The organism is Paraburkholderia youngii, assembly GCF_013366925.1.
Classification (GTDB): Bacteria; Pseudomonadota; Gammaproteobacteria; order Burkholderiales; family Burkholderiaceae; genus Paraburkholderia; species Paraburkholderia youngii.
On record NZ_JAALDK010000001.1, the window covers coordinates 3,463,900 to 3,478,867 of the forward strand.

The following is a 14,968-nucleotide window of genomic DNA, read 5'->3' on the forward strand; positions in this document are numbered from 1 at the left end:
TCGCGCCAGTGTAGCAGCGTGCACCTGCTTCTTTTGCGCCGTTACGCAGCCGGCGATGTCTCCAGCAAAAACTCCACCATCCGATCGCATACGCGTTCGAACATCTGTGTGCCCGTCACGGTCGGGCAGCCGCGCGCGCGTGCCGCTTCGATCAGCGGCGTGAGCGGCGGTTTCGTTACGACATCGCCGACGAAAGTCGTGGCCGGCAAGCGGGCGACGTCGATCGGCAATGGATCGTCCGCGCGCATGCCGAGCGGCGACGCGTTGACGACCACGTCGTACCTGGTCAATTCCAGTTCGGCCGCCGCGCCACGCGCCGTGCCGCGGCCGAGCGCGTCGAGCCGCGCGGTCAGCGAGCCGGTGCGTTCGACGTCGTTGTCGCGCACGTCGAGCGAGCCGACGCCGCTCTGAATCAGCGCATGGCCGATCGCCGAGCCCGCGCCGCCCGCGCCGACCAGCAGCGCGCGTTTGCCCGGCAACTCGCAGCCCGCGGCGGCGAGCGCCGCGACGAAGCCGGTGCCGTCGAACATGCCGCCATGCCAGCCGCCGTCGGCGTTGCGGCGCAGCGTGTTGACCGCGCCGAGGAACGCGGCTTCTTCGGCGAGCGTCGCGCAATAGCTGACGGCGCTGAATTTGTGCGGCACCGTGATGATCACGCCGTCGACGTTGCGCATCGGCGCGATGCCCGCGAAAAACGCGGGCAGATCGGCGGGCGCGACGTGCGCGGGCACCACCAGCGCATCCCGGCCGGCCGAACGCAACGCGGCGGTCACACCGGACGGCGAACGCACCTGCGCAATCGGATCGCCGACGATGAAATACACCCGCGTCGCGCCGCTCAGACCCGCGTCGAGCGACGCCGCGAACGAAGACTTTCCAGCCTGCTGCATAGTCGAATCTCCTCAGATGGGTGCCCGTTCGCATCGTGCCCGATGCGGGGTTCGATGTGTTGCTGTTGTCGAGTGGGTTCAGAAAACTTTGCTTTTTCTCAATACCGGAATAGTATTCCAATAAAAAAGCAAATTCTAGATATTATGAGCACACAAGGAGCAGCAGATGGGGGAGACATTGAGCGATTTGCAGCAGAACGAAGCCTTCGACGTCGTGGTGATCGGTGCGGGAGGAGCGGGCATGTCGGCGGCGCTGTTCGCGGCGATCGACGGCGCGCGCGTGCTGCTGGTCGAAAGCACCGAATACGTGGGCGGCACGACCGCGTACTCGGCCGGCACCACCTGGATACCGAACTCGCCGCACGGCCCGTCGATCAATCCCGACGACAGCAGCGCCAACGCCGAGGGCTTTTTACGCCGCGCGGTCGGCGAGCACAGCAGCGAAGCGTTGCGTCGTGCGTTCCTACGGGCGGGGCCGCAGGCGGTCGCGCATATCGAGGCGAATTCGGACGTCAAGTATCGGGCGCGGCCGTTTCATCCGGACTATCTTTCGGAGCTCGAAGGCTCGACGCTGCGCGGCCGCGCGCTCGAACCGCTCGCGTTCGACGGCCGCAAGCTCGGCCGTCACTTCGCGCTGATCCGTCCGCCGATCCCCGAGTTCACGGTGCTCGGCGGCATGATGGTCGATCGCGACGACGTCGGGCATTTGCTCAATATGACGAAGTCGTTCCGGTCGCTGCGCCACGCGGTGAAACTGCTTGTACGGCATGCGCGCGACCGCATCAGCTGGCCGCGCGGCACGCGTCTCGTGATGGGCAATGCACTGATCGGCCGGCTGCTCTCTTCGCTGCTCGCGCGCGACGTCACAGTGCTCGTGAGCACGAAGCTCGAAGCGTTGCGCACGAACGCGAGCGGCGCGATCGACGGCATCACGCTGAGTCAGAACGGGCAGCGCCGGCAAATCTCGGTCACAGGTGGTGTGATTCTCGCGAGCGGCGGTTTCAACCGGCATCCGCAACGGCGCCGCGCGATGCTGCCGGATGCGGACCTCACGTGGTGCCCGGGCGCGCCGGGCCATACCGGCAGCGCGCAGGATCTCGCGCTCGCGGCGGGCGCGCGCTACGGCGAGGGCGCGCTCAGCAACGCGTTCTGGGCGCCGGTGTCGATACGCCAGCGCGCGGACGGCACGACCGCGGTGTTCCCACACTTCATCATGGATCGCGGCAAGCCCGGCATGATCGTCGTCAATCAGCAGGGGCGGCGCTTCCTGAACGAAAACACGTCGTATCACCTGTTCGGCATCGCGATGCAGGAAGCACATTGCAAGACCCCATCGGTGCCTGCCTACCTCGTCACCGACGCGGACGGCCTGTGCAAATACGGTCTCGGCATGGTGCGGCCGGGCGGCAAGGGCCTGGCGCCGTTTCTCGCGGACGGCTATCTGACGCAAGCCGCGACGCTCGACGAACTCGCTGCCAAGCTCGGCATCGACGCGGCCGGTCTCGCCGACAACGTCGCGCGGATCAACCACTACGCGAAAACCGGCGTCGACCCGGAATTCCAGCGCGGCACGACCGACTATCAGCGCGCCAACGGCGACGCGAACTGGCCCGGCCCGAATCCGTGCCTCGGCCCGATCGTGCGCGCGCCGTTTTACGCGGTGCGGCTTTATCCCGGCGATATCGGCGCCGCGACCGGCCTCGTCGGCGACGACAAGGCTCGCGTGCTGAATCGCGACGATCAGCCGATCGGCGGCCTGTACGCGTGCGGCAACGACCTGCAATCGGTGATGGGCGGTGTCTACCCGGCACCCGGCATCACGCTTGGACCGGGGCTCGCGTTCGCGTATCTGGCGGCGCGCGATGCGGCGATGCGCGCCAAAGCCGCGCGGGGCGATGCGGCGTCGTTCGTTGCGCGCGGCACGACCGAGACCGCCAACGAAAAGATCGTCTGACGAACCAGGGGCACGCCTGGTTCGAACCAGGTTAAGAAGTGGAATAGTATTCAACAAATGCAGCACCAAGGATTTTCCCAACCGACGAAGCGAATGGCGATGAAGCGCGAACCGATCCTCGAATGCGATGTACTGGTGCTGGGTTCCGGCGCGGCGGGACTGTCTGCCGCGGTGACGGCAGCCACGCAAGGTCTGCGCGTGATGGTGGCCGAGAAGGCCGACGTGTTCGGCGGCACGAGCGCATGGTCGGGTGGCTGGATGTGGATTCCGCGTAATCCGCTCGCGACGCGCGCGGGCATCGTCGAAGAATCCGAAGCATCGCGCACCTATCTGCGCAACGAACTCGGCGCCCACTACGATCCCGACAAGGTCGACGCGCTGCTTGATCGCGGTCCGGAAATGATCGAGTTTTTCGAGCGCGAGACGGCGGTGCGTTTTATCGACGGCAATCGTATTCCCGACTTTCATACGACGCCGGGTGCAATGACAGGTGGCCGATCTGTCTGCGCGATGCCGTTCGATGGCCGCGAGCTCGGTTCGCTGATCGAGCGCTTGCGTCCCGCGCTCGACGTGGTGACGCTGAAGGGCATGGCGATCGCGTCGGGCCAGGACCTCGCGCATTTCTTCAATGCGACGCGCTCGCCGCGTTCGGCCGTGCATGTGCTGCGCCGGCTCGCCGCGTTCGCGAGAGACAAGTTGCGCTATGGCCGCTCGATGCATCTGGTCAACGGCAATGCGCTGGTCGCGCGTCTGCTGAAATCGGCGCATGACCGCGCGGTCGATTTGCGTACCGGCGCGAAAGCGGTTGCTTTGCTGCGCGAAGGCGGGGCCGGGGGCGGGCGCGTCACTGGAGCGCGCGTCGAGATCGGCGGTGTCGCTCACGAGGTGCGCGCCGCGCGCGGCGTCGTGCTCGCATGCGGCGGTTATCCGCATGACGTCGCGCGGCGCGCGCAAACCTTCGCTTATACGCCGTCGGGTCGCGAGCACTGGTCCGCCGCACCACTGACCAATACCGGCGACGGCATTCGTCTCGGCGAAGCGGTCGACGCGCATTTCGACGCATCGCTGGAAACGCCGGCGGCGTGGGCACCGGTGTCGCTGGTGCCGCGCAAGAGCGGCGAGGCCGTCGCGTTTCCGCATCTGATCGAGCGCGCGAAGCCGGGCGTGATCGCGGTCACGCGCGCGGGTCGGCGCTTCGTCAACGAGGCGTCGTCGTATCACGACTTCATCAATGCGCTGATCGGCACGACGCCGAAGGGCGAGGAAGTCTGCGCATGGCTGATCTGCGATCACCGCTTCCAGCGCCGTTACGGGCTCGGCTTTTCGAAGCCGTTTCCATTCCCGACCGCGCCATATCGCCGCTCCGGTTATCTGCGGCGCGCGCACAGCCTCGCCGAACTCGCAAGCCAGTGCGGCATCGATCCCCAAGGACTTCAAACGACGGTCGCCGCCTACAACGTCTACGCGAAAGACGGCTTCGATCCGCAGTTTCACAAAGGCTCGACGCCATACAACCGCGTGCAGGGCGATGTACGCCACCAGCCGAACCCCTGCAACGCGCCGCTCGAACACGGTCCGTTCTATGCGGTGAAGCTGCTGCCCGGCAGCCTCGGCACGTTCGCCGGTCTCGCGACCGATGCCGCCGCGCGCGTGCTCGACGACGCAGGCCAGCCGGTGCTGGGTCTGTACGCGGTCGGCAACGACAGCGCGAGCATGATGGGCGGCTGCTATCCAAGCGGCGGCATCACGCTCGGACCCGCGATGACTTTCGGGTATCTGGCGGGGCTGTCGCTCGCCGGCGCGGCGCAGGCCGATGGTACGGCCCGTGCCGCGCGCACCGAACCCACTCCGAATTCCTCCATCCCGTCACAAGGACGCATCTGATGACTCTCTACGACCTCGTTACGCTCACCGTCAAGATCGGCACCAACGCACAGGTGTTCGAAAACATCCAGGCCCACGGCGACGCACCGGGCTCGAAGCTGCTCGGCTGCTGGTACTCCGATATCGGCACGCTCGGGCAGGTGCTGGTGCTGCGCGGCTTCGATTCCGAAGCGTCGCTGATCGCCGAGCGCAAGCGTATGCTGCTCGAAGGTAATCCGTTCGGCTGCGGCGAATTCATTACCGACGTGAAGATCGACAGCTATGCGCTGTTCCCCTTTCTGCCGCCGATCGAGCCGGCCGTGCATGGCGGCATCTACGAGATGCGCGTGTACGGCACCAGGCTCGCGAGCCTGCAGCACACGATCGACGCATGGGAAAAGGCGGTGCCCGAGCGAGCGCGGCGCTCGCCGCTCGTCGGCGCGATGTACGCGCTCGATGGCGCCGTGCCGCGCTTCCTGAACATCTGGCCGTATGCGGGCGTCGACGAACGTTCGCGGATTCGCGCCGAAGCGGTGAAGGACGGCATCTGGCCGCCGAAGGGCGGCCCGGCCCATCTGACGACGATGGAGTCGACGATCTGCGTGCCGGCGCCGTTCTCGCCGTTGCGCTGAACTCGAGGAAACGACATGACCCCGCCCAACTCGCGCGAGCTGTCGCTGTCGGCGTTGACCGTGCTCGAACTGAGCCCGCCGCAGATGGTCGAGTGCGCCGCGCAGGCCGGCTACGACTGCGTCGGCCTGCGCCTCGTGCCCGCCACCGATCACGAAGTGCACCACGACATCATTAGCCCAGGCGCATTGAAGCGCGAAACGCTCGCGCGTGTGCGCGACACCGGTGTCAAGGTGCTCGACGTCGAAATTCTGCGCCTGAAGCCCGACACCGACGTAAACGCATTTCTGCCGATGCTCGACACCGCCGCCGAACTCGGCGCACGCTACGTGCTGGTCGCGGGCAACGATCCCGACGAAGCGCGCACCGCCGAGCGGCTTGCACGATTGTGCGAGCTGGCCGAACCGCGCGGCCTCGCGCCGTCGCTCGAACCGATGCCGTGGACCGACGTGAAGGACGTCACGCAAGGTGCGCGCATCGTGAAGGCGGCCGCGCGACCCAATACCGGGCTGATCGTCGATCCGATCCACTTCGATCGCGCGGGGACGCCGACGGATACGTTGCGCGCGTTGCCGCGCGAGTACTTCGGCTACGTGCAGTTCTGCGACGCGCCGGCCGAACGGCCAGCCGATCTCGACACGTTGCTGCATCAGGCACGTTGCGAGCGCATGATTCCGGGCGAGGGCGGCCTCGATCTCGCCGGCATTCTGCGCGCGCTGCCCGACCATCTGCCGATCAGCCTCGAAGTGCCGATGCAGCAATGGGCGAAAACCGCCTCCGCGCTCGAACGCGCACGCAGGCTGCGCGAGGCGACACTCGCTCTGCTCGAACGGACTTATATGGCGACGCCGTCATCCATCACGTTATGATGTAACCGCAAACCGCAGTTCAACCCCGGCTGGTCCCTTCACGAAAGCCGGAACCGACGCCCGCCGTGCCCTTGAATTCCAATGTGGAATCATGTTCTCATGTGGGATTCGAATCGAATGAGAGTGGATCATGGCGGGGAATCTCGAGCGGGCGCTGGCCATCATCGAATTGCTGGCGAAGCAGGGCGGCAGCATGCAGCTGGCCGCGATCGCCGACACGCTGAACATCCCGCGCAGCGGCACGCATCGGCTGCTCGCGGAGCTGAGCGACGAAGGCTACGTGCGTCAGGATGAGCACGGCGAGTACGTGCTTGCGCTGAAGTTGGTGTCGCTCGGGCTGATGTGGCTGTCCACGGCCGGCGTGCTCGATATTTCGCAGCCCGTGCTGGATCGGCTCGCGAGCGCGTCCGGCGAACTCGCGCGCCTGGGCGTGATCGAGGACGATCACATTACGTTCGTCGGCAAGGCGCAGGGCGCGCGCTCCGGGCTGCGCTACGACCCGGACATGGGCAGCAGTCCGCCGCTGCATTGCACCGCGAGCGGCCAGGCGTGGCTCGCGACCATGAGCGACGAGGAAGCGCTCGAACTCGTGTCGCGCCAGGGCGGCATCGGCAAGGCGGGCCCGCGCGGGCCGAAGGCACCGAAGACGATCCAGCAGTTTCTGCAGGACCTGGCCGGCGCGCGCAAGCGCGGCTACGGCATCGCGAGCGAAACCTACGAGGCGGGCATGACGTCGATGGCGGCCGCGATTCGCCATCCGGTGACCGGGCTGGTGGTCGGCACCGTCAGCCTCGCAGGGCCGACCAGCCGCCTGCCGGACGCGCGGCTGAAAGAACTCGCGCCGGCGCTGCTCGAAGCCGCGTCGGACATGAGCGCGGCCACCCTCAGCTCGCCGTATTTCAAGCGCACGCCGCGCGTCGCGCGGCCAGTGGCGGTCGTGCGGCCGGTCGAGCCGAAGCGCAGGGGCCGGCCGCGCGCGGCTTGAGCGCCGACCATCCGAATCCATTCGCGAGTTCCGCGATCTGAAGCAGCGGGCAGCGCACCAGCTCGTCCGCCGCTTCGCCAAGCCGGGCAATCCCGTGCGCCGAGCCGTTTGCGCATGCAAAGACGGCCATACCAGTCGGCATTTCTGACGCAAGCGCCCAATTTTGAGACGCACGGTCAAGCCGTGCCCCAAAACTGCGCTAACGTCACACGCGTAGATTGCAGATTGCTTTCGGTTTGAGCAATCGATGCGGCGGGGTCATCGGGCCAACAGGCAGGACGCGAGGGGAGCGAAGATGAGCCTTACGAGCAGGCAAACAGCCGCGCAACGCGGCGGGCGGCTACCGGCGAGGTTCGCGGATAGCCATTTGCAGCATCTCGAGAGTGTGCTCGGCTACGCGACGCGCAAGCGCGCGACGCAATCCGGTGAACTCGACCACGTCTATTGGGAGCGGCGCATCCGCGCGCTCGAGGATACGCATCATCTTGTCGAGAGCCAGCGCTCGCGCATTGCGAAGCTGCGCGGCATGTTGCGCTAGCAGGCGCAGGCCAGCGTCGCGCGGCGCACGGCGGCCTGAGATGTCGGGGTGGTCCGCGAGGACCGAAGTAGTGCAGTGGAGGAGAGTACCGTCGACGCCGCTCGGCGCCGACGTCAAAAAAGCAGAACCTGAGAGAAAAGCGGCGATGACGCGAACGGGCCCGCAGAGGCCCGTCGCGCATCCGCCCGATATGGCCGCCGGATTCCAACATCCTGACATAATCGCGAGCTGTTTTTTCAGATCAATTATGTCTTTCTAAAATCGCGCTTTTCCCAGTAATTCTGACTGATCTTAATTGGGGTGCGGTTAGATATAGACATTGAAACACGCGCCGCTTTTTACACTGATAAACTGTGCGCCGGAGCCAATGCGGCGACGCCTTTCGCGCCCTCGCCGCATTCCCCTTCCGGCGTGTCGACGGCCGGATAGACGGTACAAATAGGCCTTTTCCGCGAATTTGACAGACGCGTAACCCGGGCATACTGCCTTCGGCAACCGCGGCTCACCGGGACGCACTTCTCGTCGTCCTTATGGATTGTCCTTTAAGCCACGCGCCCGTGTGGCGCTTCGCCTCAGCCGATTTTCCGCAGACTCCACCTTGCGCTTTCGACAGGTAATTTTGACAGACAGCTTGATTCAGTAAGGGCTTGTTCAAGTCCTCATTTTGGAAATGACTCATGAAGCCGGGAAATAATTCGCTTAGGAAAAAGCGCGCACGCAAAATTGCGTTGGGCGCTGTGGCGGTGCTGATCGCGGTGCTGGTCGGTTGGGGCGGCTGGTATTTCCAGCATCGCGCCGTGCCGCAGGCCCCGGCGCTGAACGGCATTGCGAGCCAGATGCGTCACGATGCATCCGCGTGGACGCATCAAGAGAAAGACGCGTCGACGATGCTGCGCGACATTCACGACGCGAACGTCGCGGCGATCGGCGTGAGTCCCAACGCGATTCTGGTGTCGCTGCGCGACGGCTCGAAGTACTTCGTCACCGATCACAACGCCACCTTCTCGCACGCGCTGCTGCTGGGCGAGCGCTCCGACGCCGCCGCGTATCAGCTCGTGTGGCTGCCCGACGTCGACATCCACAGCGATGGCGCGCGCTGGACGCAACTGTTCGAGCAGTTGCGCGACGTGCTGAGCGTATTGCTGCCGCTCGCGCTGATCGGCGGCATGGCGTGGTTCATGCGGCGCGAAATGAAGGGCGGCGCGACGCTGCTCAGCGAAACGCCAACGCTGCGTTTCGACGACGTGATCGGCGCGAACGAAGCGAAGGCCGCTCTCGCCGACATCCGTGGTTACCTTTCCGATCCGAAGCAGTTCTCGTCGCTGGGCGTGCGCGCGCCGTGCGGCATCCTGATGGTGGGTGCGCCCGGCGTCGGCAAGACGCGGCTCGCTCAGGCGCTGGCCGGCGAATGCGGCGCGAACTTCATTTCGATCACCGGCAGCTATTTCAGCGCGAAGTACTACGGCGTCGGCATCCAGAAGGTGCGGCACCTGTTCGAACTCGCGCGCAAGAACGCGCCGACTGTCATCTTCATCGACGAAGCGGACGGTCTCGCGAAGCGCACTGATACCGGCGGTGGCCCGGTCGAAGCCGAAAGCAACCGGATCATCAACCAGCTGCTCGCGGAGATGGACGGCTTCGAATCGAACGAGGGCGTGATCGTGGTGGCCGCGACCAACCATCCCGACAATCTCGACGAAGCGTTGCGCCGCCCCGGCCGTTTCGATCGCACGGTGCAGGTGCGTCTGCCCGACCGCGAAGACCGCGCGAAGATTTTCCGTTTCTACGCGCAGCGGCTGAAGTCGAAAGCGGCGGATATCGACTACGACCAGCTCGCGCGTTTGACGACTGGACTGTCGCCGGCCACCGTCGCGATGGTCGTGAATCAGGCGGGGCTGATCGCGCGCAAGGCGGGCGATAACGAAATCGCCGCGAAGCACTTCATGGAAGCGATCAAGATCGCGCGCATCGGCGACGTGAGCGGCGCCGAGCGCGCGCTCACCGAGGACGAGCGCAAGCGCATCGCGGTGCATGAGGCGGGTCACGGTCTGGTCGCCGCGCTGCTGGGCACCGGCGTGCTCGAGGAAGTGACGATCCTGCCGCGCGGCGGCGCGCTCGGCGTCGCGCTGATCACGAAAGCGCAGGACAAGCACCTGTACCGCGAAACGGAGATCCGCAATGAAATCCAGGTGCTGCTCGGCGGACGCAACGCGGAGATTCTGATGTTCTCCGAAGCATCGAGCGGCGCCGCATCGGACTTGCAGGAGGCCTCGCGTATCAGCCTCGACATGGTGTCGAAGTTCGGCTTCAACAGCGACGGCGATCTATTCAGTCTCGCGGCGCTGCCGTCGCAGTACGCGGGCCTGCAAATGAAGAGCGCAATCGAGCATGCGAACGTGCTGCTCAAGGAGCTCAACGAACTTTGCTACGGGCTGTTGCACGCGTACGAGCCGGTACTGCGCGACATTTCAGAGCAGTTGCTCGAGCATGAGACCGTGCCCGGCGATACCGTCTATCGGCTCATTGCCGAGCACAAGAGCACGTTGAAGATCGTGCATGAGCCCGCGGCGGCTTGACGGTCGCTTCGAAGTGCTACGCGAACCGGGACGGTCCCGGATTGGGCACACCCGGCGGCGCATCGGTATCACCTGACGGGTCGCCGCCCCCTGGGCCTGATTTGTTCGGGTCGGGTTCGGGGGTTTCGCCTTTTTTCGGCAGAGGCTGGTCGAGGCCCGGTTCGACCGGAGTGGGGAGTGCATCGCCGATGGGCTTCGAGACCTCGGCGGGTGGACTGCCGGGATCGTCGTCCGCCGGCCGATCAGGCTCGCTCGGGGAGTTCGCTGTGTTCGACACGATGCTCTCCAGTTGTTGAAGATAAGCCTCGGACAGCAATGCGCGTGCCACGGTCCCGTGGCGGATGTTTGAAGCAGGCGCGCTTCTATCGTTTGGCCGGTTCGGTCCCGCGCAGTGCCTCAGGTGAGGGGCGGCCGGATGGTGAGGCCGAACGATGGCGTGATCCGTGTAGCCGCAAAATCGGCGCCTCGATCAGCCGCCACGACAGGAACGCGATGCCTAGCGAAATCGCAAACGATGCGACGATGCCAAGCATATGTGCCCACATCGGCACGGTGCCGCCGAACAACGCTTCGGCGTGACGGTTGCGCGTCAGATCGGGGATCAGGTTGTGATACAGATAAAAGCCGTAACTGATGCGCCCAAGACCGGCGAGCCAACGCGTCTGCAACAGACCCATCACGGCAGCATTGCGGCAACACGCAATCGAAGCCACTAGCGCCGCGATACCGATCCCGTACATTGCGCTGATCGCGGTAAACAGCAACGGATCGTCTAGCGTGCTCCATCTCGGCTCGGCCGCGCACAAACCGATCACGACGAGACTCAGCGCGAACAGCGTCAGGCCATGACCGAGCCAGGCACGCACGCGGCCGCGATCGTCCGCGATCACCAAGCCACCGATACCACCTAACGCGAGCAGCCAGACATTGCTCAACAGGTGCGTATAGATCGCGATCTCATCCCAATGCGCGGCACGCATCGCGAACAACCCAGCAAGGCCGAGGGCCACGATCGCCCAACATGCCGCTCGATGTCGCCGCGCGGCAAGCAGCAGCAAAAGCGGCGCAACCACGAGATAGAACTGCTCCTCGATCGCGAGGCTCCACAAGTGCGAATAGCGGCCCGGCCAGTAGCGCAGCACCGAGCCGATCCAGAAGTTAGACAGATACGCAAAGTGAAACGGCATGCCGCTCGCGAGCTCCGGATTCGCGAGGCCGAATGCCATCAACCCGCACATCACGACGAGCATCAGGTAATAGATCGGAAAGATGCGCACCGTACGACGAAACAGAAAGCGTGCGAGTTCGACACCGAAACGGCTGTCGCCCGATTCGATGCGCGCGCGTTGCGACGACAGGAGGCCGATGATCAGAAAGCCGCTCAGCGCGAAGAAGATCCACACGCCGAGATGCCCGATCTCGCCGATGTCGCCGAATAGACGATGCTGCAGAAACACCATTAGCACGGCGATCGCGCGCAACCCATCGAATCCGGCAATTCTGTTTTTCATAAACCTCTATTCGCAAAGCGGCTGAAAAGCACGAAAACATCGTACGGGGAAAAAATGCGAAAAAAATCGCCGCGCGCGTTCGATGATTTTTTTTCGAGGCTTGTATCCGCCCGTCAATGCGGGCGTCCCTGTTTCGTGCATCAAAAGCCGCAAAACTTTCCGCGCGTTCGTTCAAGACGCACCGAGTATTACCAGTCGCCAACGACTCGATTTCAGATAGGCGATGCGGGGAACGAATTAGCGTTTTGCAGTTCGCACGGCATTGGCCGCTGACGCGTGGCCATTCACGTTCTTGCGTGCAGTCGGCGCGCGCATTCTTCGAGAAGACGAATGGAAACATCTGGCCGTGGTCGTGGACGATCGGTCGAAGTCGATTTCTTTCGCGGTATCGTGCTGATCGTCATCGTGCTCGATCACATTCCCGGCAGCACGCTATCGCATCTGATGCTGCACGCGTACGCGTTGTGCGATTCAGCCGAGGTGTTCGTGTTTCTCGGCGGCTATGCATCGGCGGCGGCGTATACGGCGGTGCTTGCGCATCGCGGCGAACACGCGGCGCAGCTGCGTTTCGTCAAACGCTGCTGGGAAATCTATCGCGCGTATCTATTGACGGCGATGCTGATGCTCGTGTCCGGCGCGGTTCTCGCGCGGCTCGATCTGAATCGGGCGATGGTAGAAATGACCGGCTGGCCACCCTTTGCGTTGCAGCCGTGGCGTGAGGCATTCGATATCGCGCTGTTACGACGGCAGCCGTATCTGTCCAGCGTGCTGCCGATGTATGTGCTGTTCGCGCTATGTGTGCCGGTGATGGTGCCGCTCGCGCGCCGCTCGGTATCGCTTGCGCTTGCCGTGAGCCTCGCGCTGTGGGCCGTCGCGCGGCCGCTTGCCGCGTTATTCAGCATTGACGATGTCGCCGGCTGGGCTTTTAATCCATTTGCGTGGCAACTGATGTTCGTGCTCGGCATGCTGTGTCGTATGCAGCCGATCAGCGAACGTTTTCATGCGAGCTGCGCCGCCCGGTGGCTCACGCGCGTCGCGGTCGTTGCGGTGCTTGCCTTCGCGATCGTCAAACTTTTCGTGCTGACGCAGCCTTTGCCCGGCACGCACAAACAGAATCTTTCAGTGGAACGTGTGATCAATTTCATCGTCATCGCCTGGCTCGCCGCCCAGTTCGTGCGGCTGGGCAGCATCGCGTGGCTCGCGAGGCGGCTGCCCGTCGTGGTGACGGTCGGGCGCGCCGGGCTCGTGTGCTTCGTCACCGGCACGCTGGTGTCGTTGATGATCGACACGGCGACACCGCACACCTTTCATGGTTTTCGCGCGGTGCTGGTCGGGCTCGGCGGCGACCTCGCGGCGATCGGCGCGCTGCTGATGATCGCGCGCGGGTGGAGCGGCTGGAAGGGGCAGCAGCCGCGCGCGCACGCGAAAGGCGCGGGTTGCGGATGACACGACGCGAGCGCCGTGGGCGCGTCACGACTACGATGCGCACCACGCGCAAGCTAGTTGGACTCGCAACCGTGATGAGCGTCGTGGTGCTCGCGTGGCTTGCGATACATCGCACGGCCGCACAGGCCAAAGAAACACCGTTCGCGATGCACTGCGCGGAGTTCGCGGGCGCGGTGCTGTCGCCCGAACTGATCGAGATGCCAACGGCCGGCGCGCTGATCGAAAGTGCGGCGATGATCGGCGCGACCGCGCAGGGCAATCAGCAAGGCGGCGAGTATTGCCGCATCACGGGCCGCATCAAGGCACTGAATCCGACCACACCCGACATCCGCTTCGATCTGAATCTGCCGCGCCGCTGGAATGGCCGCGCGTTGCAGATCGGCGGTGGCGGGTACAACGGCGTGGTCGTCAGCGGCATTGGCGTGATGCCGTTCTCGCCGGATCGCGCGCCGCTCGCGCAAGGCTATGCGACGTTCGGCGACGACTCGGGGCATGTCGGCGATTCGTCGCTCGCGGAGTTCGGTCTCGTCGATGAAGCGGTGACGAACTTCGGCTACGCGCATCTGAAGAAAACCCACGACGTCGCGCTCGCGCTGATCGCGAACGCGTACGGCAGGCCGCCGCAGCGCATGTATTTTGCCGGCGGCTCGACGGGTGGCCGCGAAGGCTACACGGTGATGCAGCGCTTTCCCGACGACTACGACGGCGTGATCGCCAATTCGCCCGCGCTGAATTTTTCCGGCGTGCGGCTGCTCGGCGTGAAGCTCGGCCAAGCCGAATATGGCACGCCGGGTGGCTTCGTGCCACCGGCGCTGCTCGAAGCCGTCCATCAACGCACGCTCGAGGTATGCGACCGGCTCGACGGCACGGAGGACGGCATCGTCAGTGACGTCGAAGCGTGCCGCGCGCACCAGGCGCAGATTATCGATTCGCTGCGCTGCGCGCTGCGCCCTTCATCGCACGATGCGTGTCTGACCGACGCGCAATTGGCCACCTTGCTGGTGATGCAAGATGGACTGTCGCTGCCGTATCGGCTCGCGTGGGGCGTGAGCGGCTATCGCGGCTACAACGTGTTCCAGGGCACGCAACTGACCGGCGCACTCGGGCTCGTGCATCAACCGCGGCGTCAGCCGGTGCCGACGTTCCGTGCGAACGGATATCTGTTCGCGCAAGGCGACGGCTATCTGCGCTACTTCGTCGCGCGCGACGCGCAGTTCGATTCCTTGACGTTCGATCCGCAACGGCCCGGAAAATATCTCTCGCAGCTGATCGCGCTGTCGGCCACGATCGGCTCGATGAACCCGGACCTGTCACGCTATATCGCGCGCGGCGGCAAGCTGATCACGCTGCAAGGTCTCGCCGACGAAGTGATCAGCCCGAACCAGACGACCGCGTATCACGACGCGCTGATCGCGCGTTTCGGCAAGGACGAGGTCGATCGTTTCATGCGGCTCTACATGGTGCCGGGGTTCCAGCATGGCAACGGCGTGTTCATTCCCTCGGTCGATCTGCTCGGCGCGCTCGACGCGTGGGTCACGCGCGGCGTCGCGCCGGAAACGCTGACGGCCACCGATCTCGCCGCGGCGACGAATGGACGTTCGCGGCCGCTGTGCCGCTATCCCGGGTTTCCGCGTTATATCGGCAAAGGCAATGTAAATCTGGCGAGTAGTTTTGTCTGTGCGCAGCCTTGAGGTATGAGTCGTCGC

The 14,968-nt window shown here is 64.8% G+C and carries 12 protein-coding genes; 9 read left to right on the forward strand and 3 right to left on the reverse strand.

What is annotated here, in order from left to right:
* Positions 1-41 precede the first annotated feature (41 nt).
* The gene (locus G5S42_RS15920; protein WP_176107628.1) at positions 42-890 is read right to left on the reverse strand and encodes a shikimate dehydrogenase family protein; all 849 of its coding nucleotides are present in this window, start codon (positions 888-890) and stop codon (positions 42-44) included.
* 166 nt (positions 891-1,056) lie between these two features.
* Between G5S42_RS15920 and G5S42_RS15925 the strand changes: the two genes are divergently transcribed.
* The 7 genes from G5S42_RS15925 (at position 1,057) to G5S42_RS15955 (ending at position 10,305) form a co-directional block, all read left to right on the forward strand.
* Positions 1,057-2,844: an FAD-dependent oxidoreductase gene (locus tag G5S42_RS15925; RefSeq protein ID WP_176107629.1), complete on the forward strand. Its 1,788-nt coding sequence runs from the start codon at positions 1,057-1,059 to the stop codon at positions 2,842-2,844.
* Between the two features lie 99 nt (positions 2,845-2,943).
* On the forward strand, positions 2,944-4,728 hold the full coding sequence (locus G5S42_RS15930; RefSeq protein WP_176107630.1) for an FAD-dependent oxidoreductase: 1,785 nt from the start codon (positions 2,944-2,946) through the stop codon (positions 4,726-4,728).
* A complete protein-coding gene (locus tag G5S42_RS15935) occupies positions 4,728-5,339 on the forward strand; it encodes an NIPSNAP family protein (RefSeq protein ID WP_176107631.1) in 612 nt (203 codons plus the stop codon). The genes G5S42_RS15930 and G5S42_RS15935 overlap by 1 nt, the downstream gene beginning before the upstream one ends.
* Before the next feature lie 15 nt (positions 5,340-5,354).
* Positions 5,355-6,206, forward strand: a complete 852-nt coding sequence (locus G5S42_RS15940; protein WP_176107632.1) for a sugar phosphate isomerase/epimerase family protein — start codon at positions 5,355-5,357, stop codon at positions 6,204-6,206.
* Between the two features lie 130 nt (positions 6,207-6,336).
* Positions 6,337-7,191, forward strand: coding sequence for an IclR family transcriptional regulator (locus G5S42_RS15945; protein ID WP_176107633.1), 855 nt, complete (start codon positions 6,337-6,339; stop codon positions 7,189-7,191).
* Positions 7,192-7,486: 295 nt separating this feature from the next.
* Positions 7,487-7,729 (forward strand): hypothetical protein, encoded by a 243-nt coding sequence (locus tag G5S42_RS15950; RefSeq protein WP_176120688.1) that lies wholly within the window; start codon positions 7,487-7,489, stop codon positions 7,727-7,729.
* Positions 7,730-8,406: 677 nt separating this feature from the next.
* Complete coding sequence (locus tag G5S42_RS15955; RefSeq protein WP_176107635.1) at positions 8,407-10,305, forward strand: ATP-dependent metallopeptidase FtsH/Yme1/Tma family protein; 1,899 nt, start codon at positions 8,407-8,409, stop codon at positions 10,303-10,305.
* A 16-nt stretch (positions 10,306-10,321) separates the two neighbouring features.
* Here the strand turns inward: G5S42_RS15955 and G5S42_RS44335 are convergent, their stop codons facing one another.
* Positions 10,322-10,582, reverse strand: a complete 261-nt coding sequence (locus tag G5S42_RS44335) for a hypothetical protein (RefSeq protein ID WP_312883639.1) — start codon at positions 10,580-10,582, stop codon at positions 10,322-10,324.
* A gap of 85 nt (positions 10,583-10,667) precedes the next feature.
* The gene (locus G5S42_RS15960; protein WP_176107636.1) at positions 10,668-11,816 is read right to left on the reverse strand and encodes an acyltransferase family protein; all 1,149 of its coding nucleotides are present in this window, start codon (positions 11,814-11,816) and stop codon (positions 10,668-10,670) included.
* Between the two features lie 330 nt (positions 11,817-12,146).
* On the opposite strand from G5S42_RS15960, the gene G5S42_RS15965 reads away from it, so the two are divergent.
* Together G5S42_RS15965 and G5S42_RS15970 are read left to right on the forward strand one after the other, a co-directional pair.
* Positions 12,147-13,262: an OpgC domain-containing protein gene (locus G5S42_RS15965; protein WP_176107637.1), complete on the forward strand. Its 1,116-nt coding sequence runs from the start codon at positions 12,147-12,149 to the stop codon at positions 13,260-13,262.
* Positions 13,259-14,953, forward strand: coding sequence for a tannase/feruloyl esterase family alpha/beta hydrolase (locus G5S42_RS15970; protein ID WP_176107638.1), 1,695 nt, complete (start codon positions 13,259-13,261; stop codon positions 14,951-14,953). Before G5S42_RS15965 ends, G5S42_RS15970 begins: the two co-directional genes overlap by 4 nt.
* The last annotated feature ends 15 nt before the right edge of the window (positions 14,954-14,968 follow it).